Annotated in this window: 23 protein-coding genes and 1 pseudogene; 8 read left to right on the plus strand and 16 right to left on the minus strand. The window is 54.9% G+C overall.

What is annotated here, in order from left to right; translation table 11 throughout:
- Positions 1–11: 11 nt before the first annotated feature.
- Positions 12–2,645 (minus strand): PqiB family protein, encoded by a 2,634-nt coding sequence (locus A6U95_RS21735; RefSeq protein WP_065685979.1) that lies wholly within the window; start codon positions 2,643–2,645, stop codon positions 12–14.
- Complete coding sequence (gene yebS / locus A6U95_RS21740) at positions 2,614–3,861, minus strand: membrane integrity lipid transport subunit YebS (RefSeq protein WP_065686211.1); 1,248 nt, start codon at positions 3,859–3,861, stop codon at positions 2,614–2,616. Before yebS ends, A6U95_RS21735 begins: the two co-directional genes overlap by 32 nt.
- Before the next feature lie 240 nt (positions 3,862–4,101).
- Here yebS and A6U95_RS21745 point away from each other — a divergent pair, with 240 nt between their 5' ends.
- From A6U95_RS21745 to htpX, 4 genes are all read left to right on the plus strand, one after another.
- The gene (locus tag A6U95_RS21745) at positions 4,102–4,599 is read left to right on the plus strand and encodes a GAF domain-containing protein (protein WP_021178215.1); all 498 of its coding nucleotides are present in this window, start codon (positions 4,102–4,104) and stop codon (positions 4,597–4,599) included.
- Between the two features lie 95 nt (positions 4,600–4,694).
- The gene (gene proQ / locus A6U95_RS21750; RefSeq protein WP_065685980.1) at positions 4,695–5,408 is read left to right on the plus strand and encodes an RNA chaperone ProQ; all 714 of its coding nucleotides are present in this window, start codon (positions 4,695–4,697) and stop codon (positions 5,406–5,408) included.
- 19 nt (positions 5,409–5,427) lie between these two features.
- Positions 5,428–7,476, plus strand: a complete 2,049-nt coding sequence (gene prc / locus A6U95_RS21755; RefSeq protein WP_065685981.1) for a carboxy terminal-processing peptidase — start codon at positions 5,428–5,430, stop codon at positions 7,474–7,476.
- Between the two features lie 266 nt (positions 7,477–7,742).
- On the plus strand, positions 7,743–8,621 hold the full coding sequence (gene htpX, locus A6U95_RS21760; RefSeq protein WP_021178212.1) for a protease HtpX: 879 nt from the start codon (positions 7,743–7,745) through the stop codon (positions 8,619–8,621).
- A gap of 87 nt (positions 8,622–8,708) precedes the next feature.
- Here htpX and A6U95_RS21765 read toward each other — a convergent pair whose 3' ends face one another.
- Positions 8,709–10,100 (minus strand): MFS transporter, encoded by a 1,392-nt coding sequence (locus A6U95_RS21765; RefSeq protein WP_065685982.1) that lies wholly within the window; start codon positions 10,098–10,100, stop codon positions 8,709–8,711.
- A 229-nt stretch (positions 10,101–10,329) separates the two neighbouring features.
- Here A6U95_RS21765 and kdgR point away from each other — a divergent pair, with 229 nt between their 5' ends.
- Positions 10,330–11,121 carry a DNA-binding transcriptional regulator KdgR gene (gene kdgR, locus A6U95_RS21770; protein ID WP_021178210.1) on the plus strand — a complete coding sequence of 264 codons (792 nt, stop codon included), beginning with the start codon at positions 10,330–10,332 and terminating at the stop codon, positions 11,119–11,121.
- Positions 11,122–11,220: 99 nt separating this feature from the next.
- Here the strand turns inward: kdgR and A6U95_RS21775 are convergent, their stop codons facing one another.
- The 7 genes from A6U95_RS21775 to hxpB all read right to left on the minus strand — a co-directional run bounded on the left by A6U95_RS21775 (position 11,221) and on the right by hxpB (position 18,090).
- Positions 11,221–12,114: an SMP-30/gluconolactonase/LRE family protein gene (locus tag A6U95_RS21775; RefSeq protein WP_065685983.1), complete on the minus strand. Its 894-nt coding sequence runs from the start codon at positions 12,112–12,114 to the stop codon at positions 11,221–11,223.
- Positions 12,107–12,985: an SDR family NAD(P)-dependent oxidoreductase gene (locus A6U95_RS21780; RefSeq protein ID WP_198927316.1), complete on the minus strand. Its 879-nt coding sequence runs from the start codon at positions 12,983–12,985 to the stop codon at positions 12,107–12,109. The genes A6U95_RS21775 and A6U95_RS21780 overlap by 8 nt, the downstream gene beginning before the upstream one ends.
- 82 nt (positions 12,986–13,067) lie before the next feature.
- Entirely contained in the window at positions 13,068–14,000 is a 933-nt protein-coding gene (locus A6U95_RS21785; protein ID WP_241810710.1) for a LysR family transcriptional regulator, read from the minus strand.
- A 104-nt stretch (positions 14,001–14,104) separates the two neighbouring features.
- Positions 14,105–15,496, minus strand: coding sequence for an L-cystine transporter (locus A6U95_RS21790; protein WP_065685986.1), 1,392 nt, complete (start codon positions 15,494–15,496; stop codon positions 14,105–14,107).
- Between the two features lie 184 nt (positions 15,497–15,680).
- The gene (locus A6U95_RS21795) at positions 15,681–16,229 is read right to left on the minus strand and encodes a metal-dependent hydrolase (protein WP_024530036.1); all 549 of its coding nucleotides are present in this window, start codon (positions 16,227–16,229) and stop codon (positions 15,681–15,683) included.
- A gap of 221 nt (positions 16,230–16,450) precedes the next feature.
- The gene (kduD, locus tag A6U95_RS21800; protein WP_065685987.1) at positions 16,451–17,212 is read right to left on the minus strand and encodes a 2-dehydro-3-deoxy-D-gluconate 5-dehydrogenase KduD; all 762 of its coding nucleotides are present in this window, start codon (positions 17,210–17,212) and stop codon (positions 16,451–16,453) included.
- A gap of 212 nt (positions 17,213–17,424) precedes the next feature.
- The gene (gene hxpB, locus A6U95_RS21805; protein WP_065685988.1) at positions 17,425–18,090 is read right to left on the minus strand and encodes a hexitol phosphatase HxpB; all 666 of its coding nucleotides are present in this window, start codon (positions 18,088–18,090) and stop codon (positions 17,425–17,427) included.
- A 214-nt stretch (positions 18,091–18,304) separates the two neighbouring features.
- On the opposite strand from hxpB, the gene A6U95_RS21810 reads away from it, so the two are divergent.
- Positions 18,305–18,865, plus strand: a complete 561-nt coding sequence (locus tag A6U95_RS21810) for a YniB family protein (protein ID WP_065685989.1) — start codon at positions 18,305–18,307, stop codon at positions 18,863–18,865.
- 88 nt (positions 18,866–18,953) lie between these two features.
- Here A6U95_RS21810 and A6U95_RS21815 read toward each other — a convergent pair whose 3' ends face one another.
- Positions 18,954–19,823 carry a fructosamine kinase family protein gene (locus tag A6U95_RS21815; RefSeq protein ID WP_065685990.1) on the minus strand — a complete coding sequence of 290 codons (870 nt, stop codon included), beginning with the start codon at positions 19,821–19,823 and terminating at the stop codon, positions 18,954–18,956.
- 247 nt (positions 19,824–20,070) lie between these two features.
- Between A6U95_RS21815 and A6U95_RS31610 the strand changes: the two are divergent.
- Positions 20,071–20,172, plus strand: a pseudogene (locus tag A6U95_RS31610) (N-acetyltransferase); the annotation flags it as partial.
- A gap of 37 nt (positions 20,173–20,209) precedes the next feature.
- On the opposite strand, the gene A6U95_RS21820 reads toward A6U95_RS31610, so the two are convergent.
- The 5 genes from A6U95_RS21820 to ghoS all read right to left on the minus strand — a co-directional run bounded on the left by A6U95_RS21820 (position 20,210) and on the right by ghoS (position 24,166).
- A complete protein-coding gene (locus tag A6U95_RS21820; protein ID WP_065685991.1) occupies positions 20,210–21,049 on the minus strand; it encodes a metal ABC transporter permease in 840 nt (279 codons plus the stop codon).
- Positions 21,049–21,912, minus strand: a complete 864-nt coding sequence (locus tag A6U95_RS21825) for a metal ABC transporter permease (RefSeq protein WP_024486841.1) — start codon at positions 21,910–21,912, stop codon at positions 21,049–21,051. The genes A6U95_RS21820 and A6U95_RS21825 overlap by 1 nt, the downstream gene beginning before the upstream one ends.
- Positions 21,912–22,802: a manganese/iron ABC transporter ATP-binding protein gene (locus A6U95_RS21830; RefSeq protein WP_065685992.1), complete on the minus strand. Its 891-nt coding sequence runs from the start codon at positions 22,800–22,802 to the stop codon at positions 21,912–21,914. Before A6U95_RS21830 ends, A6U95_RS21825 begins: the two co-directional genes overlap by 1 nt.
- Positions 22,799–23,737 carry a metal ABC transporter substrate-binding protein gene (locus tag A6U95_RS21835; protein ID WP_065685993.1) on the minus strand — a complete coding sequence of 313 codons (939 nt, stop codon included), beginning with the start codon at positions 23,735–23,737 and terminating at the stop codon, positions 22,799–22,801. The genes A6U95_RS21830 and A6U95_RS21835 overlap by 4 nt, the downstream gene beginning before the upstream one ends.
- A gap of 129 nt (positions 23,738–23,866) precedes the next feature.
- Positions 23,867–24,166, minus strand: a complete 300-nt coding sequence (gene ghoS / locus A6U95_RS21840) for a type V toxin-antitoxin system endoribonuclease antitoxin GhoS (RefSeq protein ID WP_024486844.1) — start codon at positions 24,164–24,166, stop codon at positions 23,867–23,869.
- A gap of 109 nt (positions 24,167–24,275) precedes the next feature.
- On the opposite strand from ghoS, the gene A6U95_RS21845 reads away from it, so the two are divergent.
- The gene (locus A6U95_RS21845; protein WP_021178197.1) at positions 24,276–24,938 is read left to right on the plus strand and encodes a transglycosylase SLT domain-containing protein; all 663 of its coding nucleotides are present in this window, start codon (positions 24,276–24,278) and stop codon (positions 24,936–24,938) included.
- Positions 24,939–25,076: the final 138 nt, after the last annotated feature.

The following is a 25,076-nucleotide window of genomic DNA, read 5'->3' on the forward strand; positions in this document are numbered from 1 at the left end:
GCCGAGAGCTATCAGTTGTCCCTTGGGATGGCGGTGCCCCATTCGCGCCAATCTTTCGGCTCTTCCGCATTCAGCAAGAAGTGTTTGTTCGGCGTGGCTTTAGGGGCCAGCGGAATGCTAGGTGGGGTGGCAAAGGCAATACCGCCGCGAATAAACTGCTGGAAGGTACCGCTCTTGATCACGCCGCCCGTCAGGCCAAACTGCAGGTTATAGCCAGAGGCCAACCAGAAGACGGTGTTGTTACGCACCAGATGCTGGTATTTCTTGCTGACACGCAGTGAGACGTGTACGCGATCTGACATCGCCCCCAGATAGAAACCGGTCACGGTACCCACTTCAATGCCACGGAACAGGATCGGCGTGCCGATTTGCAGCGAACCAGTCTCGGCGGCGTCCAGGATCACGCTCAGGCCATCCAGGTAGCGGGAGTCGGTAATGCTGGCTTCCTGCAGCTCAAAAGTGCGCATTGCTCCGCCGTGGCCGGGTTCCACGTTGATATAGGGCTGCAACAGGGAGTCCAGATTATTGACCCCAGCGGCGGAAATCTCCGGTGAAACGATGGCGAAACGGCTGCCGAGGCGAGCAAAGGTTTTCACATACTCTGGGTACAATACCGCTTTCGCCAGCACCTCGTTACGCTCCGGTGCCAGTTTCAGTGATTCAAGCTGGCCGATATCAATGCCCAGATAGCGTATTGGCATGCCAGGGGACAGTTTGCTGGCATCATAGGTACGTAGCGTGATCTGGCTACCCACGGCGCGAGCGGCGGTTTCAGAGGCGTACAGCACGCGTTTGGCCCCTTTATCCAGCGTAACGCCCTGCAGGTTATCAAAGCTGATGGCGCCTTTCAGCGCGCGGTTGAGCGGGGAAGCCTGCACCGTCAGGCCGCTGCCGTTCAATTGCACCTTGGCACCACCTTCCGCCCAGAAAATGCTTTCGCTGGTTAACAGCTTGCGGTATTCAGGGCTGATATAGACCTCAACGTCAAACTCGTTGGCTTTGGGCCGTACGTTGACAATCTCACCCACCTGGAACTTGCGGTATAACACCACCGAGCCGGCTTGCACATCTGGCAGGCTGGTGGCGGTAAGCGTCAAGGTGGGGAGTGGGTTGTTGCCGACGATGCCCTCGGCGGCTTTTTCCGCGTTGCTGTACAGCGGATACTGCGCGTCCGGCTCGCCTTTACCACCAGGGATCAGGCGTACGCCGCCGTCTAGCCACTCCTGGGCGCTGGCCCCCAACACCTGCACGCCGTCCAGCCCGAATTTGACGTCCACACGGCTGTTGACCACGAATTTACTGTCTTTGTGCAGCAAACTGCGGTGCTGTGCTTCGATCGCTGCCGTAAAGGTCACACCGCCGTCGGTCAGGGTACGGGTCAGGATCTGGCCGACCTTGATACCATGCACGATTAATGGCTGCCCAACATCGATGCCGTAGCTTTGCGGGGCATTCAGGGTGACCGTCACCACGCCAGGCTGTTGCAGCAGCGTTTTACTGCTGTCCAACACGGTAAAGTGCTGCTGAGGTTCACCTTCACCCGGCACCAATTCCAGGGTGTTGCCGGTTAACAGCTGGCTCAGCTTGGCGTCGTTAAGGCTGATTTTTGGGCTGCGCATCTCGATACGCGTGCCGCTACGCATCAGATCGACCACCGAAGGATCGATAGTGAGTTCGCCGGTGACCTTGCTATCCTGTTGCAGAGCCAGACGAGTCAAGGTGCCGACCTGCAATCCTTGATACATCAGCGGTGTGTGTCCCTCGCTCAGGCTGTTGCCGTCGGGCAGGTCTAGCGAGATGTTAACCCCACGCTGGCTACGGGCCAGATCCGGATACAGCGCATAGTTTTGATCGGCCTTGGCCTGCTTGCCGTCGAGCGGGGAGTCAAAGGCTATCGCACCATTGACCAACGCTGCCAGGCTCTCCATCTGCACGCTGGCCCCGGACAGGCTGAAATCGCCTTTAAAACCGGAAACGTTCCAGAAGCGGGTGTTATCCTTTACCAGATTGGCAAAGCGGCGGTCGATCAGCACGTCGATGATCACGCCCTTGTTACCCGGCGAAATAGTGTAGTCATACACTTTACCGACCGGGATCTTGCGATAATAGACCAGCGACCCGGTGTTCAGGGAACCGAGGTCGTCTGCTTGCAGGTGGATCATCAGCTCGCCGGTATTCAGGCGGTATTTCGGCTGCGTATCCAGCGCGGTGAAGTGGGTTTGCGGTTTGCCACGGCCCGGCATCATGCCGATGTAGTTACCACCGACCAGCGCATCCAGGCCGGAAACCCCAGCCAATGAGGCTTTAGGCGTGACCAGCCAGAATTGCGTGCCTTCCCGCAGTGAGTCTTCCAGATCGCTCTTGATACTGGCTTCAACCACGATACTACGCAGATCCTTGCTCAGCGAAATGCTTTGCACGGTCCCCACTTCCACACCCTGGTAACGTACCGGCGTACGGCCAGCGACAATGCCTGCCGCAGACTGGAAGTCTATGGTGACGCTATTGCCGCTCTCTTGGTAATTGGTATAGACCAGCCACCCGGCAATCAGCAGGGCGATAAACGGCAGTAACCAGAATGGCGAGATACGGCGCTTGTTTTTGACCCGCGCCTCAGTCGGCGTATTCGGCGTTTCCTGTTGCATGTGCATCCCAAATCAATCGGCTGTCCAGCCACTGTACGGCAAGGATAGTTAAAATAACCGCAGACCCAAAGTAAAAAGCTGCTGGCCCCATAGTAAAAGATAACAGTTGGTCGCGATTGATCAGCGACATCATCAACGAGATCACGAACAGATCGAGCATTGACCAGCGGCCAACCCAGGTGACCAGCCGTAGCAGCCGGATGCGGGTTTTGAGGCTGTGTGACGTTTTGAAATGAATGCTGAACAGCAGCACCAGCAGCACGATCACCTTGGTAAAGGGCACCAGGACGCTGGCGATAAATACGATGGCGGCGATCGGCATATTACCCGAGTTGGCCAGCGAAACGACGCCGCTGAAAATGGTATCTTCCATACGCGCGCCGTTGGCGTAAACCACCGAAATTGGCAGCAGGTTGGCGGGGATCAGCAGCACCATGGCGGCAATCAGCGCGGCCCAGGTTTTTTGCAGGCTGTAAGGCTGGCGATGGCACATCGGCACATGACAGCGGGGGCAGCGGCCACGCTCATCCTGAAAACCGGTAAAATGACAGGCTAGGCAGACGTGTAACGCCTCTGGTTTGCCCTCTGGCTGTTCCTGCGGATAGTAGCGTTCCCACATCTGCTCCAGGTTCATGTGGATCAGCGTCAGCAGGCTGAGCAGGGTCAGTGCCAGATAGGCAATCAGGGCGCTGCCGGGTTCAATATCTGCATATTCCTTGACCTTGATCGCCGCGACCACCATGCCGATCAGGTAAATATCGAGCATGATCCACTCTTTCAGACGCTCCAGCATCAGCAGCACTGGCCGCAGGTTCATGCCGAGCGCATGGCCAAACCACAGGTACAGCAATGACAGTGATAGCGTCAGCGGCGCGCCGATGGTGCAGAAGGCGACCATACTGGCAGTAAACGGATCCCCCTGGCTGCTCATTTGCCAGATGCCTTCTAACAGGCTAGCGTTAATCTTCGTGCCGAGCAGGCGAATGCTGATCAACGGCTCGCTAAAGGCAAAGGGCATCAGCAACAGCATGGTGACGGCTACGGCGGTCAGGCGAGTCATTGACCAGTCGCGGCCATTCACCACCTTGGCGTTGCAGCGTGGGCAGTAGGCGGCCTGATTGCGGGTTAACGACGGCAACGTGAACAGCAAATCGCATTCACAACAGCGTTGGTGGCGAGCCTTGGTGAGCGGGCCGGTAATGGCGAGTATCTTCATCATGAGTGCTGTTTGGCGACCTGAGGTCTACTTAGCGTAGCTGGAAAACCAACCCGTCAATGCTATCAACCGGTAAAAAGGGATTGGCATCGCAGGTTACAAATGATTTTTAGACGGCAAACATACCCTGTTGTACCGTGTTTTGTGAAGCAACAGATGATTAACCTTGTGGCTATACGCATTTAATGCTTATTTTATACGGGTTAAGTCTGGGCTATTTGAGTATTTGAACGGTTAATCATGACTAAAGAATCATTCTACGCGGAATTAAAACGCGATTTGAGCGCATTGCTGGATGGGGAAGATAATTTTATCGCCGCATTGTCTAACGCCAGTGCGCTACTCAATGAGCGTCTTGATGACGTAAACTGGGTCGGTTTTTACCTGATGGAAGGCCATCAACTGGTGCTAGGTCCGTTCCAAGGCAAGATTGCCTGCGTGCGGATCCCGTTGGGTAAGGGCGTGTGCGGTACGGCAGCGGCGCAGAACCAGGTGCAGCGCGTTGGCGATGTTCATGCATTTCCTGGACATATCGCCTGCGATGCCGCCAGCAACGCAGAAATTGTGTTGCCGTTAGACGTCAGTGGTCAGGTCATCGGTGTTCTGGATATCGACAGCACAGTTTATCAACGCTTCGATGAACAGGACGAAATCGGCCTGAAAGCAGTGGTGGCGGGGCTTTGCGCACGGCTGGCACAGAGCAATTTTGCGAAATATGTCACTGTAGCGGCAAGTTGATCTACGGTTAACGTGGCATTTAGCGATGGCGTCATTATAATGACGCCTGTTCATGCCTGCGGCTTGTTGGCAACCCGTTGTAATCAGGAAATTTCATGGAAAATCAACACAAGTTGAACACAGTTAAAGAAGTCATTGCTTTTCTTGCCGAGCGTTTCCCGCTCTGCTTTAGCGCCGAAGGCGAAGCACGCCCGCTGAAAATCGGTATTTTTCAGGATCTGGTAGAACGTGTACAAGGGGAAGAGAACCTCAGCAAAACGCAGCTGCGTTCAGCTCTGCGCCTGTATACCTCAAGCTGGCGTTACCTGTACGGTGTCAAAGTTGGCGCCCAGCGTGTAGACCTGGACGGTAACCCGTGCGGTGAGCTGGAACAGCAGCATGTCGATCATGCTCGCCAGCAGCTTGAAGAAGCCAAAGCGCGCGTTCAGGCACAGCGTGCCGAACAGAATGCCAAAAAACGTGAAGCTGCTGGTGAGTCTGCCACTGCCGAGCCTCGTCGTCCGCGTCCTGCCGGCAAAAAGCCAGCCGTACGTCGTGAAGGCGGAGCCGCAGCAGAGAACCGCAAGCCGCGCCCACAACAAGCACGCCCACAGCAAGCTCGTGAACCTCGTGTAGCCAAAGAGGTCAGCCAGCCGCGTCATGTGCCAGTCACAGCCATCTCAAAACTGCAAATTGGCCAGGAAATCAAAGTCAGAGCAGGTCAGAGCGCGATGGACGCAACCGTACTCGAAATCGCTAAAGATGGCGTTCGTGTACAGCTCTCCTCCGGTCTGGCGATGATTGTGCGCGCAGAACACTTGCAGTTCTGATACGGAGGCCAACCAAGGCATGAACAAATTTGTCAGATTAACCGCAGTTGCGGCTTTGCTGTGGGCGGGTGTCAGTTACGGAGCGGATACAGCCAACATCCGCATCGATCAACTGCCCAAGCTTGAGCAGGAAGCTGAACATGCAACCGTGAGTGAGCGCGTAACCTCGCGCTTCACTCGCTCTCATTATCGCCAGTTTGCTCTGGATGCGGATTTTTCAGGCAAGATCTTCGATCGCTACCTGAATATGCTGGACTACAGCCACAATGTGCTGCTGGCCTCCGACGTCGCGCAATTTGCCGACAAACGCAGCACGCTGGGTGAAGAGTTGAAATCCGGCAAACTGGTTACGCCTTATGCGCTGTTCAATCTGGCGCAAAAACGCCGCTTTGAGCGCTATCAGTATGCGCTGTCACTGCTCGACAAGCCGATGAACTTCACCGGCAATGACACCATTGACGTAGACCGCAGCAAAGCGCCGTGGCCGAAAGACAAGGCTGAATTGGACCGCCTGTGGGATGCCAAGGTCAAATACGATCAGTTGAACCTGAAGCTGACCGGCAAAACGGATAAAGAGATCCGTGACACATTGACCAAGCGTTATCAGTTTGCGATCAAACGCCTGACGCAAAGCAACAGCGAAGACGTGTTCTCGCTGATCATGACTGCGTTTGCCCACGAAATCGATCCGCATACCAACTACCTGTCGCCACGCAATACCGAACAGTTCAATACCGAGATGAGTCTCTCGTTAGAAGGGATTGGTGCCGTGTTGCAGATGGATGATGATTACACCGTGATCAACTCCATGGTGGCAGGCGGCCCGGCAGCCAAGAGCAAGGCGATCGCTGTCGGCGACCGTATTGTCGGCGTTGGCCAGGCAGGCAAACCGATGGTGGATGTGATCGGCTGGCGTCTTGACGACGTCGTCTCTCAGATCAAAGGGCCGAAGGGCAGCAAGGTTCGCCTGGAGATCCTGCCGGCAGGTAAAGGCACCAAAACACGTACTGTTACGCTGACTCGTGAACGCATCCGCCTGGAAGATCGCGCAGTTAAAATGACTATCAAGACCGTCGGCAAGCAGAAGGTCGCGGTGATGGACATTCCTGGCTTCTACGTCGGTCTGACCGATGACGTAAAAGTCCAGCTGCAAAAAATGGCCAAGCAGAACGTCGACAGTCTGATTATCGATCTGCGTGGCAACGGCGGCGGGGCATTGACCGAGGCGGTATCGCTTTCTGGTCTGTTTATCCCAAGTGGCCCGGTTGTTCAGGTGCGTGATAACAACGGCAAGATCCGCGAAGATGCGGATAACGACGGCGTTGTCTACTACAAAGGCCCGCTGGTGGTGCTGGTTGACCGCTTCAGCGCCTCCGCCTCCGAGATATTTGCTGCGGCAATGCAAGACTATGGCCGTGCGCTGATCGTGGGCGAGCCTACCTTCGGTAAAGGCACGGTGCAGCAGTACCGTTCACTGAACCGGATTTACGATCAGATGCTGCGCCCTGAATGGCCTGCACTGGGTTCTGTCCAGTACACCATCCAGAAGTTCTACCGCGTTGACGGTGGCAGCACCCAGCGTAAAGGCGTCACGCCAGATATTCTGATGCCAACGGGTATCGATCCGGCAGAAACCGGCGAGAGCTTCGAAGATAACGCCATGCCGTGGGATAGCGTCAATGCAGCTGCCTACACCAAAACCGGTGATTTGAAGCCGTTTGAACCGCAACTGCTGAAAGACCATGCGCAGCGTATCGCCAAGGATCCAGAGTTCCAATACATCGCGCAGGATATTGCCCATTACAAGGCGTTGAAAGACAAGCGCAACATCGTTTCTCTTAATCTGGCTACCCGTGAGAAAGAGAACCATGACGATGATGCTACGCGCCTGAACCGTATTAATGAGCGCCTGGAGCGTGAGGGTAAGAAACCGCTGAAGTCCCTGGACGACCTGCCAAAGGACTACAAGGAGCCGGATCCGTATCTGGATGAAACGGTCAAGATCGCGCTGGATCTGGCCAATAACGAAAAGCAGCAGCCATCGCAACAGACGGCCGCTGCCAAGTAAGTTATTTGCAGATTAAACGTTATCGAGCGCACCTTCGGGTGCGCTTTTTTTTCGCTATATCCGCACTAAAATTTCTGTTGAGTTCTCCACCCAGGGCTCCGAGATCGTTTACACTTTGTAAAACCCTTGTTTCTTCGTGACTTTGTAAAGTTACGTATTTTTAGTGCCTTAATGGCCTGCCAATCTTGAAATTGTGACCAATGCCCATAAGATCTGGGTATCTGAGGTTGCCTTTTGTTAACAAATAACGAGGAAGTAAACATTCTATGATGCGTATAGCTTTGTTCCTGCTCACCAACCTGGCGGTGATGTTGGTTTTCGGGCTGGTACTTAGCCTGACAGGGATCCAATCCAGTAGCGTTCAGGGCCTGATGATTATGGCCGGTCTGTTCGGTTTTGGCGGTGCGTTTGTTTCACTGCTGATGTCCAAATGGATGGCGCTGCGCTCCGTCGGTGGGGAAGTGATTGAACAGCCGCGTAACGAAACCGAACGCTGGTTGTTGGACACGGTGCGTCGCCAATCGCAGCAGGCGGGTATCGCCATGCCGCAGGTGGCCATCTACCAGGCACCGGACATCAACGCCTTTGCGACCGGCGCACGCCGTGATGCATCGTTGGTGGCGGTCAGTACCGGCCTGCTGCAAAGCATGAGCCGTGATGAAGCGGAAGCGGTGATCGCCCACGAAATCAGCCACGTTGCCAATGGTGACATGGTGACCATGACGCTGATCCAAGGGGTGGTGAACACCTTCGTGATCTTCGTGTCGCGCCTGATTGCCCAGGTGGCCGCCGGTTTCCTCGGCAACCGTGATGGGGAAGGTGAAGGTAACGGCAACCCGATGATTTACTTCGGCGTTTCGATGGTGTTGGAGCTGGTATTTGGTATTCTGGCCAGCATTATCACCATGTGGTTCTCACGTCATCGTGAATTTCACGCCGATGCGGGTTCAGCCAAACTGGTCGGCCGCGAGAAGATGATCGCTGCGCTGCAACGCTTGAAAACCAGTTATGAACCGCAGGAGGCGGGTACCCTGATGGCTTTCTGCATCAACGGCAAATCCAAGTCGTTCAGCGAGCTGTTTATGTCGCACCCGCCGTTGGACAAGCGTATCGAAGCGCTGCGTTCCGGCCAGTATCTGAAATAACCCTGTATTAAACAAAAACCCCGGCTTGCCGGGGTTTTTGCTATTCGAATGGGCGCCACAGATAGTATGCATGCTGCGTCCGATAAGCTATTTGCCAGGTTCAGCGAGATTCGCACGGGGTTGAGTGATACGTAGGCAACTCACTACGGCAGCGATGCTGGCGAAGATCCCCGCCAACACCAACGAAGCGTGTGTGCCGCTGGTGGGAAACAGGTTGAACATCAAGGCCACCAGCGCCGCGCCAGAGGTTTGCCCCAATAATCGTGCTGTGCCCAACATGCCACTGGCTCCGCCGCTGCGGTGGCGAGGGGCGGCAGAAATAATAGTGTGGTTGTTAGGCGACTGGAATAACCCAAAGCCCGCACCACACAGCACCATGCGCCAGATGATATCCAGATCCGTCGGGTTATGTGGCAACAGCGCCAGCAGGAACAAACCGAGCGCGAAGGTCGCCAAACCAATCCCTCCCAGTAACCCCGCATGAACACGCTCTACCAGGCGGCCTGCAATCGGCGCCATCACGATAATGGCCAACGGCCAGGGGGTTAACAGCAAACCCGTCGCCACCTCGTCACGGCCCAGAGAGGCCTGCAGGAAGAAGGGTAAAGACACCATAGCCAGCATCTGGGCGGCAAAAGAGCAGATCGAGGTGCCCATCGACAGCGCAAAAATAGGGATGCGCAGCAGATCCACCGGCAGTAAAGGGGATGTCTGCCGCAACTGACGGCGCACAAAGAAGTAACCAATCACCAGCAACGCCGCGATTTCAGCGGCAATCTGCAGCAGGCTTTGCCCCTGGGCAAAACCGCTGATGGCGGTGATCAGCAGGCCAAACGTCAGGGCATTCATCACCGCACTGGTAGGGTCAAAGCGCTGATTGCTGCTTTTCTGGCTGTTAGCCGGCAGGTATTTCATTCCCAGCATCAGTGCGACGATGCCAATCGGCAGGTTGATGGCAAAGAGCCACTGCCAAGAGGCTACGGATAAAATGGCTGCGGCGACCGTAGGCCCGGCGGCGGAAGAGAAAGCTACGATCAGCGAGTTGATTCCGATGCCACGGCCAAGAAAGCGTTGCGGATAGATAATGCGGATCAGGGCGGTATTGACGCTCATAATCGCCGCGGCACCAAACCCTTGCAGCACGCGGGCAATCGTCAGTGTTAATAGCGAATCGGACAGGGCGCAGAATAACGAGGTAATGCTGAATACCAGCAGACCAGCCTGATAGATACGACGATAGCCAATCAGATCGCCCAAGGACGCAAGCGATAGCAACGAGATGGTGATCGCCAACTGATAGGCATTGACTACCCAGATCGAGCTGGCCGGGCTGGCGTTAAGATCGCGGGCGATGGTCGGCAAGGCCACGTTGGCGATCGCCCCGTCAAGCACTGAAACGGTAATACCTAGCGCAATGGCCAGGATCGCTCCGTAGCGTTGCGGGACGGGTAAGCCGTCGGAATGAGCAAGCGTTGTCATGGAGGTAGTTATTAAACAGGGGGAATATTACAATGCTAATCATATTTCTCGCCGAATGCACCTGCCGTTTCTGTGCTAAATGTAAAAAGTAGTGGGATGTCTGCCGCTAATCCCACCAATAATGGCGAATATTGCGCAACTTCCATTGCATGGGGTGAAATGTTCCGATTATACTGAAACTCTTGTTCAAATTTCCTAAAACAAAAATAGTTAAGTTAAGGTATTAACCATGGCTAACGCAGATCTAGACAAACAACCGGATTCCGTTTCATCAGTGCTGAAAGTGTTTGGCATCCTGCAGGCACTGGGTGATGAGCGCGAGATCGGCATTACCGAGCTTTCACAGCGGGTAATGATGTCCAAAAGTACCGTTTACCGTTTCCTGCAAACCATGAAGTCGCTGGGTTATGTCTCACAGGAAGGGGAGTCGGAGAAATATTCGCTGACCCTCAAGCTGTTTGAACTGGGTGCCAAATCGCTGCAAAACGTCGATTTGATCCGCAGCGCGGACATCCAGATGCGTGAACTGTCTAACCAGACGCGTGAGACCATCCACCTGGGGGCGCTGGATGAAGACAGCATCGTCTATATCCACAAAATCGACTCCATGTATAACCTGCGTATGTATTCACGCATCGGTCGCCGCAACCCGCTGCACAGTACTGCGATTGGTAAAGTCCTGCTAGCCTGGCGCGATCGCGGCGAAGTGGAAGAAATCCTGTCCCACGTCGAGTTTACCCGCAGCACTCCGCACACCATCGCCAGCGCCGCTGAATTACTGCCGCTGTTGGATAAGGTCCGCGAGCAGGGGTTTGGCGAAGATATCGAAGAACAGGAAGAAGGCTTGCGCTGCATCGCGGTGCCAGTATTTGACCGTTTTGGCGTGGTGATCGCGGGCTTGAGCATCTCCTTCCCGACCATCCGCTTCTCCGAAGAAGGCAAAGAGGGCTACGTGGCGCAGTTGCACACCGCCGCTCGTCTGATTTCAGCGCAAATGGGTTATCACGACTATCCGTTTTAAGCTTGCCGTAGTTGTAGGGGGCCGAACATAGCGTCGCCCCTACGCTTTCCCCTCCCAGCCTTTGTTATCTCCCGCGGTTTATAAAATCCCACTGTTCTGCTATCGGCCCATCTTGCACTCTTTGAACAAGTGACGTGGAACACCGGCAATGGCTGGGCGAATAGCAAAGAGGTCGCCAGAGTCAGGGTATTCAGCCAGTTCAGAGGGCGTCATGGCAAACCGCGCCGTAGTGATGAATAAGGTTTCCAAACCTTCCCCGCCAAAGCAGCAACTGGTGGGGCGCGGCACGGGCATGGTGACGTACTCGCTCAGGTTGCCGTTACTGTCGTAGCGCAGCAAACATCCACCGTTGAACATACAGACCCACAATTCTCCGGCTCGATCCAGGGCGATACCATCGGGACGTCCAAGTTTTGCCGGGGTTTCGGCGAAGCGCATTACGGCCTCCAGTTCCCCGTTGGGAGTGTATGCGGCCCGAAATATTGAACGTGCGATGGAATCGACAAAGAACAGCGTGTGGCCATCTTCCGACCAGGCCAGGCCATTAGGCAGCGCGATATTCCTCTGGATCGCTTGGGCGTTCAGTTCACTGTCATAGCGATACAACGCTCCGGCCTCACGGTTCGGCCCCTCGTGCATCAGGCCGGTAATAAAGCGTCCTTGCGGATCGCAGGCCCCGTCGTTGAACCGATAGCAGCCTTTGTTATGGGCAGCGGCAGAGTGCGTGCGGACCACGCCTTCCTTGGGATCCAGAATGGCAACCCGCGTATCTTCGGTGAAGATCAGATTGCCTCTATCCGTAAGGGCCAGGGCACCGATGCGTGCCGTCGATTGATAGACGGTTGCCAGCCGTGCTTGCGGGGTCATGACGTTAATCTTGCCACCAGAGATATCGACGAAGTACAAAAGGCGGTTGTCTTTATCCCAGGCTGGACTCTCGCCAAGGTCGGCACGGACTTCGGCGATCTTGTGCAGACGACACTCGTCACGCATCGCCAAACTCCTTGATGCGCGGCCAATTGTGGGCGACATCCTCCACGCTGGCACACTCAATTCGCGCCAGATCCGTAGGATAGGTTACGCCGGGGTTTTCACAAAAGCGGGTTGCAGTGAACTGGCCGTTGCTGGCGCGCAGGATAACGCCTGTGTCCTGACATAACGAGCTGGCCAGATACAGCAAGCCCGGCACCACCCACTCGGGTTTTAGGTCTGTGGGTGGCTGTGTGATCCCCCACATGCGGGTCTTGGCTACTGGAGAGATGGTGTTGACCAGAATGCCGTCCGGTTTTCCTTCCATACTCAGGGCATTCATGATGCCCACTTGGGCCATCTTGCCAGCGGCGTAGGCCGTCAGGCCTGGCTGCGCGTAGCGTTGATACATGGCACGGTCAGAGGTTGTCAGCACGATCCGTGGTGATGGGGAAAGCTTGAGATGCGCCCAGGCGTGCTTGCTCAACCAGATCGGCGTACGCACGTTGATGCCAAGGGAGCGATCAAGGAATTCCTCTTCCTGTGTCTCAATGGGCTGATAGCCGACCCAACCAGCGTTGTGGATCAGGATATCCAGCGCGCCGAATTGCTCGATGGCCAGCGCTACGAGTTGTTGGCAGCCATCCTCGTTATCGAGGCGCCCGCTGTGGGTGATGAACGGTCCACCGTCGACCTGCAAGGCATGCATCGCCTCGCTCATCACGTCTGGGTCAGCCCCGTCTCCGGTAAGGCTGGTTCCCAAGTCGCTAACGATTACCCGTGCGCCACGCTCCAAGAGGGCCTTGGCGTAAGCTTTCCCAAGTCCCCGGCCACCGCCAGTGACAATCGCTACCTTGTCTTTGAACGGCTCGTTTAAGCGTCGATCTGTCATCATGTACCTCCGTTTGGCAATAGCACGATGATGGAGCGACCGCTCATGAGTGTAAAATATCTTATTTGTACCGAAACAAGACTTATCAGGTTTCAATCAAGGGCGCCGATGCCATGGCATCTCGCACCTCATCGATCAGTTTGTCTCGAATAGGACAAGGCGAGTGCGGGTTCCAAGCCATCAGCAATTCCACATGCCGCAGTGCGTCTGGTGCATTGACCTGGATTGGCCGGAATACCACGTCTTTGCGACCCTCCTGCGCCAACGACGCGGGCAACAGTGCAACGCCGAAGCCGCTGGCCACCAAAGCAACCAGAGTTTGCAGCTGACGCGCCTGTTGGGCAATGCGTGGTATGAACCCTGCCGCTGCGCAAAGCTGAACCAGCTGGTCATGGAAGCCCTGGCCCAGGTGCCGTGGTGACGATACGAAGGCGTCATCTCGCAGTGCGGCCAGTGGAATGATCTCATGGCTCGCGAGAGGGTGTGTGGCTGGCAGGCCAATCATGATGGGTTCTCGCAGAATGGACTCGAAGCGCAGCTCCGGAGCCGTCCTGCCCGGTGGTCTCATGAAACCGAGCTCGGCGCGGCCATGTTCCAGTGCCTCGACCTGCTCTTGAGTCGTGGCCTCACGCATCGTGAAGGAGATGGCGGGGAATGCTGAGCGGAAGCGCTGCAATGCGCCTAGCAATGCGTCATAGGGGGCGATATTGATGAAGGTTAACGTGAGATGGCCTTCGATGCCTTGCGCAACTCGCCTGGTCTGTTCGACGCCTTCATCAAGCAGGCGCAACACCTTTCTTGCCGTTGCCAGAAAGTCGGTTCCAGCAGGCGTGAGCGACACGCAGCGATTGGTGCGTTCAAACAGGGGAGCGCCGATCTCATGCTCCAACCGACGAATAGCCTGACTCAACGGGGGTTGTGCCATATGCAGCCGTTGTGCTGCGCGATTGAAGTGCAATTCCTCGGCGACGGCGATGAACTGATGTAGCAGGCGGGTTTCAATCATAATGGGCTCCACGGATCCTATTTGCTACACACTAATACTAATGAGATATCATTGGCAGTCCTGGCGAAAAAAAACCGGCGCCTGGGCACCGGTTCAGTTTGCGGATCAGTCTAGGGTTACCGGTGAGCCAGTTCCGTTTCGTCTTCGCTGTCCATAATGGCTTTGTCGGTCTGCTTCATCAGTTGGCTGGTGACGGTACCTGCGGTCATCGAACCACTAACGTTAAGCGCGGTACGGCCCATGTCGATCAACGGTTCAACCGAAATCAGCAGGGCGACCAGGGTCACCGGCAGGCCCATCGCTGGCAGCACAATCAGCGCAGCAAAGGTCGCGCCGCCGCCCACACCGGCAACACCGGCTGAACTGACGGTAACAATGCCGACCAGCGTTGCGATCCACAGTGGGTCCAGAGGGTTGATGCCTACGGTTGGCGCAACCATCACCGCCAGCATTGCTGGGTAGAGACCCGCACAACCGTTCTGACCAATAGTGGCACCAAATGAAGCCGAGAAGCTGGCAATTGATTCCGGCACGCCCAGACGGCGAGTCTGTGCTTCCACGTTCAATGGGATGCTGGCAGCGCTGGAACGGCTGGTGAAGGCAAAGGTCAGCACCGGCCACGCCTTGCGGAAGAATTTCAGCGGGTTAACGCCGGTGAAGCTCAGCAGCAGGCCGTGAACCACGAACATGATCGCCAGACCAAGGTAAGAGGCAACCACAAAGCTGCCCAGCTTGATAATGTCGTGGATATTGGAGCCTGCAACGACCTTGGTCATCAACGCCAGTACGCCGTAAGGAGTCAGCTTCATCACCAGACGGACCAGCTTCATCACCCAGGCTTGCAGGGTATCGATAGCTACCAGCACGCGCTGGCCTTTCGGTTGGTCATCTTTAAGCAGTTGCAGAGAAGCTACACCCAGGAAGGCAGCGAAAATCACCACGCTGATGATTGACGTTGGGTTAGCCCCGGTCAGATCGGCAAACGGGTTTTTCGGTACGAATGACAGGATCAGTTGCGGTACGCTCAGATCGGCCACTTTACCCGCGTAGTTGGTTTCAATCGCCGACAAACGAGCAGTTTCTTGTGTGCCCTGGACCAGACCCTCTGCGGTCAGACCGAACAGGTTGGTGACCAATACGCCCACCAGTGCGGCAATCAGCGTGGTAAACAGCAGGGTACCAATGGTCAGGAAGCTGATTTTGCCCAGCGAAGAAGCGTTGTGCAACTTGGCTACCGCGCTCAGGATAGAGGCGAAAACCAGTGGCATCACGATCATTTGCAGCAACTGTACATAGCCGTTACCGACGATGTTAAACCAGCTGATGGACTCTTTCAGCACCGGGTTGTCCGAGCCGTAAACCAGTTGCAGTGCCAAACCGAACACCACACCCAGTGCCAGGCCAACCAGCACTTTTTTAGCCAGACTCCATTGCTTGTGGCGGGTTTGCGCCAACAGCAAAAGGAGGGCGGCAAAAACCAGCACGTTTAATACGAGCGGTAGATTCATCCCCAATGTCTCCAATCTTGTTTTTATATAATTAAAGGTGCCACGCACCGATGTAATGCGATGTAAATATCGTAACAGTTTGCGATGAAGCGCACTTATATCTAAAAAGAATTTAATATAACTTTTGACTGAAAATCGTCGATGCAATGAGCGGAAAGGCGGAAAAATAGGCGTTTTTTTGTGTTCACAGTCTAATATTTTTTATTTGCTCAAAATATGACTGCACCGGAAGAGTGTAATCCCCTTGCCAGTAAATGGCGAAAGCTACCAGGCATAGACACAGTACCCGCTCCAGCTGGTTGCCTTTTTGTGAATTCAATATTGGCAAGCAGAAACGCCAGCGGCAGGGCCAAAGTAACGGCACGCCGGCAGGGGTGAGCATATCGGCCAGCAGGTGGCTGAAATAACCGATAATCATGGCGTGTAGCACGTCTGCAGGGATAGGCCAACCGCGCGGCACTTCTAGCTGAAATAGCCACATGCCGCCGACGATCGCCAGCAGGCTATGGGTGAAACCACGGTGACCAAAGGCGCGTGAGATTGGGATAGCGATCCAACGCAGGCGCTGGCCCAAGATGGATTTAGGGTGATCGATATCGGGTAGCAGTGACGTCAGTAGCGCGGCAGGAATGATGTGCCACCAATCGCCAGCGGCGAGCACGGGAGTCACCTCCGCTTTCTTGGCAAAGATCGCGCAGGCAACTGAAAATATGAGATGTCCTTCCGCGGTCATGTTGCTATATTCCGGTCACTAAACTGTTAATTTATCCAGTATATGGGAATTTTTACAGTTACGGAAGCGGTTACCCTGTAACGAGTTGTTAATTTTACGCCGTTTTACAAAGGGTTGAAACAGTATTTCTGACGGGCGCGGTATACAGGAAGACTCGTAATGTAGGGGCGCTGCATGCTGCGCCCGTCCAAATTCGGGGAGGGATATGTTTGCTGTGGAGATCAGCGAGCGAGCCAGCCACCGTCTACCGCGAGCGTGTAGCCATTAACGTAGTCGGACGCTGCCGAGGCAAGGAAGACTATCGGGCCCATCAAGTCATCCGGCGTGCCCCAGCGCCCGGCGGGTATGCGTTCGAGGATCTGCTGGCTGCGGTCTTCATCGGTACGTAGCTGCTGGGTGTTGTTGGTGGCCATATAGCCCGGTGCAATGGCGTTAACGTTAATCTGGTATTGTGCCCATTCATTGGCCAATAGCCGGGTGACGCCAAGTACTGCGCTTTTCGACGCGGTGTACGACGGTACGCGAATGCCGCCCTGGAAAGAAAGCATCGAAGCAATATTGATAATTTTACCGCCGCAGCCCTGGCTGATGAACTGTTTGGCCACTGCCTGTGCCATAAAGAACAGGGTCTTGATATTGACGTCCATCACCTCATCCCAGTCTTGTTCACTGAAATTCAGGGCGTCTTCACGGCGGATAATCCCTGCGTTGTTCACCAGGATATCGATTCTGCCAAACGCCTCAACGGCGGCTGCTAGCAGAGAAGGGATGGCGTCGATATTGCCGAGATCGGCGTTCAGATTCAGGAAACGACGCCCGGTCTGGGTGACTTTGCTCATGGTCTCAAGGGGCTGACTGCGGTTCACGCCGATAATATCGCAACCGGCCTGCGCCAACCCAATCGCAATGCCTTGCCCCAGGCCGGTATTGCAACCAGTGATTAGCGCCACTTTGCCCGTTAAGTCGAAGGAATTCAGAATCATAGCTTTGCTCTCTTGCCGTGAGGGAAGAAAGCACCGGGCTTTTGATGGCAACCGCGTGGCAGTGACAGTGTCACCTAATTGCCCGGTGTTTTCTTTATGCGACTAGCATAATTTGAATGGTGTCTTAATTCAATAAAAATGAAATGGCGTTTTATTTATTTTGCGGATGCAGGGAAGGGAAAAGGGCACCGGCGGGGCCGATGCCGTCAAGATCAGGCAAGATGAGCGGCAGTCAACTGCTCGAGGCTTTGCAACTTAAGGTCGGCCAAGGCCCAGCGCGGATCCTGGCTGTATTCGTGCGCAGGGATCACGATCGATTTCATACGCGCCGCTTTGGTGGCAATCATTCCGTTGAAGGAGTCTTCCAGAGTAATGCAGTGCTGTGGATCGCTGCCCAGGCGTTCTGCGGCGATCAGATAGACTTCCGGGTGCGGTTTGCTGTAGGGCAGGTATTCGGCTGAAACCAATTGATCGAAATAGCTCTCCAGATCGAACATCTTCAGCACCTGCTGCTGCATATGTAGCGGAGAGGCGGAGGCCAGCCCAATATTCAAATCCAGGCTACGGCACAGTTCCAGAGCTTGTTGCACCCCAGGTAGCAACGGGCGCTTTGCCCGTACCAACTCGATGGCCCGCTCGATGATGCGGCCAGCCACTTCCTCCTGGGAAGGCCCTTGCCAAGGCATGGCCTGGAACCACATCCGTACTACCAGATCGATGCGTAAACCCAGCGTATCCGGCAGGTTCTGACGATCGGACAGATCCAGCCCCAATGAGCTGAAGATGTCCATTTCCGCCTGTAACCACAGGGGTTCAGAGTCGATCAATAGACCGTCCATATCAAAAATTGCGGTTGCTATGCGTTGCGAATAAGCCATTAACAATTAACTCCTGCAGCACCAGTAAAAGAAAATGTTTTCGCCACTCTATCATTTTTGTTCAGACACCTGCACCCTTCGGGCCCGGGGTGTTTTCTCAAAGTGCTGGATCTCACTGGATTCAGACAGGAAGACGAAGAAAACGGTGGGCGAGTTTCATTAACTACAGGTAGACTTAGCGCAACAACGGTTACGTCGCTTACAAGGGGAACACATGACGTATCAACAGGCTGGGCGCGTTGCCATATTGAAACGCATTTTCGGATGGGTCGTTTTCATCCCGGCGTTACTTTCAACGCTGGTTTCACTGCTGGGTTTTGTTTATCAACACAGTGAGAAGTCCAGAGGGATCAACGCCGTGATGCTGGATTTTGTCCACGTTATGGTCGACATGGTGCGTTTCAATACGCCATTCCTGAATATTTTCTGGTACAACTCACCGGTACCGGACGTGGATAAGGGCCTGTTTAGCGGCGCTAATCTGATGTTTATCATTATCTATTTCCTGATTTTTGTCGGCCTGGCATTGCAGACTTCCGGTGCGCGCATGTCGCGTCAGGTGAAGTTTATCCGTGAAGGATTGGAAGATCAGATGATCCTGGAACAGGCCAAGGGTAGCGAAGGGCACACGCGTGCACAATTGGAAGAGCGGGTGACGTTGCCGCACCACACCATTTTGCTGCAATACTTCCCGCTGTATATCTTGCCGGTGGTGATCGCCGTGGTGGCTTATTTTGTGCTCAAGTTGCTAGGGCAAATGGCCGGAGTGGCGTAGGGGCGCTGCATACTGCGCCCGTTAAGATAAGTCAGTAATATTGCCGCTTTGTCATCAATCTGGGGTGCCGCATGCGGCACCTTATCGTTTAGAGCGTTTCTGGATGCAGCAGCTTGTCGATGGCCCGCTGTGCCATGACCAGATGTTGGCCGCCAAACAGGTTGCTGCGGTTGAGCAGGTAATAAAGCTGATACAGCGGCTGACGTTCGATAAACCCGGCCTCCAGCGGCCACACGCTCTGATAGCCGTCATAAATCTGGGCGGGCAATTCAGGATAAAGCGGCAGCATCGCTAAATCACACTCCCTGTCGCCCCAGTAACAGGCTGGATCGAACAGCAAAGGCCCGTCCGTGGCCTGAGCACAGTTGGCAGGCCACAGATCGCCGTGCAGCAAGGAAGGCTGTGGCTGATGGTGTTGCAACCGCAGGTATACCACGTCGATAATTTCGTCGATATCACCGAAGGTCATGCCCTTTTCCGCCGCCAGCTGTAGCTGCCAGCCGATGCGTTGCTCGGCAAAAAATTCTGCCCAGCGGCGTTGCCAGGCGTTGGGCTGCGGCGTGGTGGAAAGGTCGTTATCGAAGTCGAGGCCAAACTGCGGTTGTTCGCTCCACTGGTGCAGGCGGGCCAGTTGTTGCCCGAGACAGTGCGCCCCGTGCGCATCCAGCGGCTTAAGGGGTTGATACTCCAGCAGCAGGAAACTGTAATCGCGATCGCTGCCAACCCCATACACTTCGGGGACACGCACGGTCTTACTGCGCGCCAACAGCGCCAGTTGGTCTGCCTCTGCGGTGAATATCGGCAGCATTTCGCGGGTATCACATTTAACAAACACCTCGCTGTCACCGTAACTCACGCGCCACGCCGGGTGGATTTCTCCCCCGGGCAGTTCAGTCCTTTCGCGGATTTCTGCGCTGCCAAGATGTTCACTTAACAGACGGCTAACGGCTTGCCACATAGTAATCCCCTTCTGTGTTGCCTGCGATTTCATTAGGTTAGCGTCTTTCCTGCGGCGAAAACACGATGTGGCGCACAGCTGCGCCATCTATTGACGAAAATATCATCGCCGCGTGTCTGGTCAAAGTATATACGCTATTGATTAATTTAAGTACGTCTCAGCTTGCAACTTGGCAAAAGCTCGACGATGTTTAGACGTTACTTTCAAACCAATCAATTTTCACGGGAGTGGGCAATGGAGCCGAGTCAGCAGTGCCCCGGGGCTGTATCAACAGGTAGGCTATCAGCCGGTCAATAAGCAGGACTTTGTCTGGCAGATCGCACGGCCCGATATTTATCAGCAGCAATAAATGGGCGCCGCATGCGGCGCCTACGGGTTGGTTTTAACTACGGTGATTTCGTGACGACGGGTTTGAAGTGGCTATAGAGCAGGGCGATGACAAACAGCAGCGCCTGCACGATCACGATGCACGGCCCGGTTGCGCCGTCGATATGAAAGCTGATCAGAGTGCCCAGCACGCAGGAAAAAACCGAAGCGACGGTGGCGACGATCAGCATCCGGTTGAAACTGCGGCACAGGGTGAATGCAATGATCCCCGGTGCGATCAGCATCGCAATCACCAGGATCACTCCCACCGCCTGTAGCGAGGCCACAATGGTTAACGCCAGTAGGCACAGTAAGCCGTAGTGCAGTAACTTCACCGGCAGACCAATGACGCGCGCATGGTTCGGATCGAAACAGTAGAGCATAAAGTCCTGGCGCTTGAGCAGTACGATCGCCAGCGTGATCCCGGCGATCCACAATGTTTGCTGCAGTTCACCGTCGGTGATCCCCAGCATATTGCCGAACAGGATATGGCTGAGGTGTTGATCGGTATCGATGCGGGCAAACAGCACCAATCCAAAGGCAAACATGCCGGAGAATACGATCCCCATCACCGTATCTTCTTTCACCCGGCTGTGTTCTTTCAGATAGCCCGTCGCGACCGCGCAGAAAATGCCGGAAAGAAACGCGCCAATCGCCAGCGGAATGCTGAACACAAAGGCCAACACAATGCCGGGAAGCACGGCGTGAGAAATGGCATCCCCCATCAGTGACCAGCCTTTCAACACCAGATAGCAAGACAGCACGGCGCAGACGACACCGGTGACGATAGCCGCGATGATGGCGCGTTGCATAAAGGGATAGGCGAACGGCTCTGAGAACCATTGCAACAGGAGTTCCATCAGTTGCCCTCCGGAGAGTTGCCACGGGTGACGCGGCGTTTTGAGGCTAACAGCCCGTGCTTCGGTGCGAACAGGAAGGCCGCCAGGAACACTAACGTTTGCAGCGTGACGATCACGCCGCCGGTTGCCCCGTCGACGAAGAAGCTGAGGTAGGCACCAAGGCCACTGGTTAAGGCACCGATCGCGATGGCGATAATCACCAGCCGACCAAAACGGTCGGTCAGCAGATAGGCGGTAGCACCGGGAGTGATCACCATGGCGATCACCAGAATGGCGCCGACGGTTTGCAGCGCAGCCACGGTGCAGGCACTCAGCAGGGTAAAGAACAGGATCTTCAACTTTAGTGGCGAAAGCCCGATCGATACCGCGTGGTTTTCATCGAAAAATACCGCCAGCAGGTCTTTCCACACCAGGCATAAGATCAGTAACGAAACGCCGATAATAATCTCCACTTGCAACACGTCTTCGTCTGCGATGCCGAGAATGTTGCCGAAGATGATCGACTGCACGTTCACCGAGGTGGGATTGAGCGAAATGATCAACAGGCCGACGGCGAAAAAGGTGGAGAAAATAAAACCGATAATGGCATCTTCACGCAGGCGGGTAACGTGGCGTACCAACGTCATCGCCAGCGCGGCCAGCATGCCGGTGAAAAACGCACCGGCTGCATAGGGCAGGCCGAGGGCATAGGCACCGGCCACGCCAGGCACTACGGAGTGGGAAAGTGCATCTCCCATCAGCGACCAGCCTTTCAGCATCAGATACGCCGACAGAAAAGCGCAGGCCGCACCGACAATGGCGCTGACCCACATCGCCTTGACCATGTAGTTGTAGTTGAACGGTTGCAGCAGGATCTCGAGCATCAGGGGTTATTCTCCTTTTGCTGGCTTTGCGCCGGAGGATCGCTCTTGGTATGGCCATAAAACACCGCAGGGCGCTCGTCATCGGTGATTACCGTCACGGTGCGGGGATCGTTGTCATCGTGCAGATCGGGCCCGGAGAGGTTGATATGGCGCAATACGCCACCGAACGCCAGTTCCAGATTGCTTTGCGTGAACGTGGTCTCGAGCGGGCCGGCGGCAAGCACGGTACGGTTAATCAGGATCACCCGATCGCAAAACTCCGGTACGCTGCCGAGGTTGTGGGTCGATACCAGGATCAGGTGCCCCTCATCGCGAAGCGAACGTAACAGCTCGATAATGGCGTTCTCGGTTTTGACATCCACGCCGGTAAAAGGCTCATCAAGCAGCAGCACCGTTCCCTGCTGAGCCAGGGCACGGGCCAGGAATACGCGTTTTTTCTGCCCGCCGGAAAGCTCGCCGATCTGTCGGCTACGCAATTCACTCAGGCCAACGCGTTCCAGCGCCTTATCGACCCGCAGTCGGTCTTCCTTGGTAGGAATACGCAAGAAGTTCATTTTGCCGTAGCGGCCCATCATCACCACGTCTTCCACCAGCACCGGGAAGTTCCAGTCTACCTCTTCGGTCTGCGGCACGTAGGCGATAATATTTTTCTTCAGCGCGGCGACAACCGGTTGGCCGCTCAGCATCACCTGGCCAGAGGTGGGTTTTACCAGGCCCATGATGCTTTTGAAGAGGGTCGATTTTCCGCTGCCGTTAACCCCTACCAGCGCACAGATCGAGCCACCACTAAGGGTAAAACTGGCGTTATGGATCGCCGTATGGCCGTTGTTATAGGTGACCGATACGTCATCCACGCTAAGTTCGGGGCGGATAAAGGTCTCTGCACTCATTGATTGAATCCTTTGGCGATGGTCTGCACGGTGGCATTGAGCAGATCGATATAGGTGGGCACCGGCCCATCGGCGGCAGACAGCGAATCGACGTACAGCACGCCGCCGTATTGTGCGCCGGTTTCTTTGGCCACCTGCTTGGCAGGTTTATCCGAAATGGTGCTTTCGCTGAACACCACCGGAATGTGGTTGGCCCGCACGGTATCAATCACCCGGCGTACCTGCTGCGGTGAGCCCTGTTCGTCGGCATTGATCGGCCACAGATAGACTTCTTGCAGCTGATAGTCTTTGGCCAGATAGCTAAAGGCACCTTCGCTGGTCACCAGCCAGCGTTGGGCTGACGGAATACGCGACAAACGCTCGCGTAGCGGGGCATCCAGCGCGGCGATTTTTTCAGCGTAGGCTTTGGCATTGCGGTTATAGGTTTCCGCGTTATCAGGATCGTGCTGTACCAGCGCTTTGCGGATGTTCTCGATGTAGATCAGCGCATTGCTTGGCGACATCCAGGCATGGGGGTTTGGATTACCGTTATACGGGCCTTCGTGGATCGGCAGCGGGGTGATCCCCTCGGTCACTACGGCGGCGGGCACTTGTTTGATATTTTCGAAGAAGCGTTGGAACCAGCGCTCCAGGTTCATTCCGTTCCATAAAATCAGATCGGCGTGCTGTGCCTTAACGATATCGCGCGGCGTGGGCTGATAGTCGTGGATTTCCGCCCCAGGCTTGGTGATGGACTCTACCACAGCGGCGTCGCCTGCCACGTTCTGGGCGATATCCTGGATAATGGTGAAGGTTGTCACCACGCGCAGCTTTTCCTTTGCCAAAGCAGGTTGGCTCACACCAACAACGCTGAGGCATACGCAGAGCAGGGCAAGGGGGCGAAAGTGGGACAAGCTAAAACGACGACGAGTAAATACGTTGTTTTTCATTGGCATGATGACGTCTCCTGATTCAAATGAAAATGATTATCAATATCAATTGAGCAGAAGTCAAGCATCACCACGCTTTGCCAAGGGGTTATTTTGTTGTTAATGAAATAGTACCGCCATGTGAGTTATAACATTTTATGTATCGGGATGTAACCGCTTAAAGTAGTCACTGCCTGTGACTATCTCCACCTCGGGTTTTGCCCCCAATGCCACCTCGCCCAACCCTTGTGCCAACTGTTTGACATCTTCTTGATTTAATGGCGTTGTTAGCGAAAAACTGTTGATCCCCAGCTCATGGGGTACGCCATTGCTGTCGCTGAGCATGGTGGAAAAACCGGCCAGTGTCATTTGTCCGGTTAATTTGGCTAAATCGGTTAAGCTCTGTTCCGGATAGGTGAAAGACACCACAAATCCTATGGACGAAGATTGACTCATAAATCACCTCTTGGTATATGGATAGCCTGAGAATAGACCAAAAAAGTTATGCAGGTATCCTTACCAGTTGTATATGCTACGCAACTCATTGAAAGGAGTGAGGGATTCTGTGAAAACAAAAATAGGTTGCCTGATGGCAATCGTACTATTAGCCGGTTGTGCGAAAGATCCGCAAACAACCGGCAACCAGGCAGGCAGTGGCACTTCGGGCGGTTGGCTAAAAACCCCACCGCAAACACCAAGCAACCGTACCGGGACACCGGTCGCTTATAACGATTATATCCGTCAGGCCGCCAGCAACTATGGCGTCGACGAAACGCTGATTAAAGCGATCATTCAGGTGGAGTCCGGGTTTAACCCGAATGTGGTCAGCACCTCGAATGCCGTGGGGCTCATGCAGCTGAAAGCCTCAACCGCTGGACGCGATGCTTACCGTATGAAAGGAAAGAACGGGCAGCCTAGTTCACGTGAGTTGAAGGATCCGGCGGTCAATATTGATCTGGGAACAGCCTATATCAATATTCTTCAAAGCCAGCAGCTAGCCGGGATCACTAATCCACAAACGTTACGTTATGCCACCATCGTTTCCTATGTGAACGGGGCAGGCGCGATGTTACGGACCTTCTCATCGGATAAACGTGTGGCGGTAAACCGCATCAATCAGATGAGCCCGGACGAGTTTTATCAGCATATCCAGAAGAAACACCCGGCACCGCAAGCGCCGCGTTACTTGTGGAAGGTTACCACTGCTTATCAAGCGATGGCCGACTAGCCTCAGATTGCCTACAGCCGGCCTCAATAAAGGGCCGGTTTTGCTATTTCTTGCCGGTAAAAATGTGCTCTGTATCCCATTTCCGCTGTTCTCCCGCCTTTTGAACTAAAAAACCGCACAAATTGTTAATTTTACATT

Origin of the sequence: Serratia sp. 14-2641 (genome assembly GCF_001692375.1) — a bacterium.
In the GTDB taxonomy this organism is placed as follows: domain Bacteria; phylum Pseudomonadota; class Gammaproteobacteria; order Enterobacterales; family Enterobacteriaceae; genus Chania; species Chania fonticola_C.

Excerpts from the sequence above, each read along its gene's own strand:
- A6U95_RS21810 (WP_065685989.1), top strand. The coding sequence starts at position 18,305 with ATGACGTATCAACAGGCTGGGCGCGTTGCCATATTGAAACGCATTTTC.
- kdgR (WP_021178210.1), top strand. The coding sequence starts at position 10,330 with ATGGCTAACGCAGATCTAGACAAACAACCGGATTCCGTTTCATCAGTG.
- proQ (WP_065685980.1), top strand. The coding sequence starts at position 4,695 with ATGGAAAATCAACACAAGTTGAACACAGTTAAAGAAGTCATTGCTTTT.
- A6U95_RS21790 (WP_065685986.1), bottom strand. The coding sequence starts at position 15,496 with ATGAATCTACCGCTCGTATTAAACGTGCTGGTTTTTGCCGCCCTCCTT.
- yebS (WP_065686211.1), bottom strand. The coding sequence starts at position 3,861 with ATGAAGATACTCGCCATTACCGGCCCGCTCACCAAGGCTCGCCACCAA.
- A6U95_RS21795 (WP_024530036.1), bottom strand. The coding sequence starts at position 16,229 with ATGACCGCGGAAGGACATCTCATATTTTCAGTTGCCTGCGCGATCTTT.
- ghoS (WP_024486844.1), bottom strand. The coding sequence starts at position 24,166 with ATGAGTCAATCTTCGTCCATAGGATTTGTGGTGTCTTTCACCTATCCG.
- A6U95_RS21825 (WP_024486841.1), bottom strand. The coding sequence starts at position 21,912 with ATGCTCGAGATCCTGCTGCAACCGTTCAACTACAACTACATGGTCAAG.
- A6U95_RS21780 (WP_198927316.1), bottom strand. The coding sequence starts at position 12,985 with ATGATGACAGATCGACGCTTAAACGAGCCGTTCAAAGACAAGGTAGCG.
- A6U95_RS21745 (WP_021178215.1), top strand. The coding sequence starts at position 4,102 with ATGACTAAAGAATCATTCTACGCGGAATTAAAACGCGATTTGAGCGCA.
- prc (WP_065685981.1), top strand. The coding sequence starts at position 5,428 with ATGAACAAATTTGTCAGATTAACCGCAGTTGCGGCTTTGCTGTGGGCG.
- A6U95_RS21735 (WP_065685979.1), bottom strand. The coding sequence starts at position 2,645 with ATGCAACAGGAAACGCCGAATACGCCGACTGAGGCGCGGGTCAAAAAC.
- kduD (WP_065685987.1), bottom strand. The coding sequence starts at position 17,212 with ATGATTCTGAATTCCTTCGACTTAACGGGCAAAGTGGCGCTAATCACT.
- A6U95_RS21830 (WP_065685992.1), bottom strand. The coding sequence starts at position 22,802 with ATGAGTGCAGAGACCTTTATCCGCCCCGAACTTAGCGTGGATGACGTA.
- A6U95_RS21765 (WP_065685982.1), bottom strand. The coding sequence starts at position 10,100 with ATGACAACGCTTGCTCATTCCGACGGCTTACCCGTCCCGCAACGCTAC.
- A6U95_RS21775 (WP_065685983.1), bottom strand. The coding sequence starts at position 12,114 with ATGCGTGACGAGTGTCGTCTGCACAAGATCGCCGAAGTCCGTGCCGAC.
- A6U95_RS21815 (WP_065685990.1), bottom strand. The coding sequence starts at position 19,823 with ATGTGGCAAGCCGTTAGCCGTCTGTTAAGTGAACATCTTGGCAGCGCA.
- htpX (WP_021178212.1), top strand. The coding sequence starts at position 7,743 with ATGATGCGTATAGCTTTGTTCCTGCTCACCAACCTGGCGGTGATGTTG.
- A6U95_RS21835 (WP_065685993.1), bottom strand. The coding sequence starts at position 23,737 with ATGCCAATGAAAAACAACGTATTTACTCGTCGTCGTTTTAGCTTGTCC.
- A6U95_RS21820 (WP_065685991.1), bottom strand. The coding sequence starts at position 21,049 with ATGGAACTCCTGTTGCAATGGTTCTCAGAGCCGTTCGCCTATCCCTTT.
- hxpB (WP_065685988.1), bottom strand. The coding sequence starts at position 18,090 with ATGGCTTATTCGCAACGCATAGCAACCGCAATTTTTGATATGGACGGT.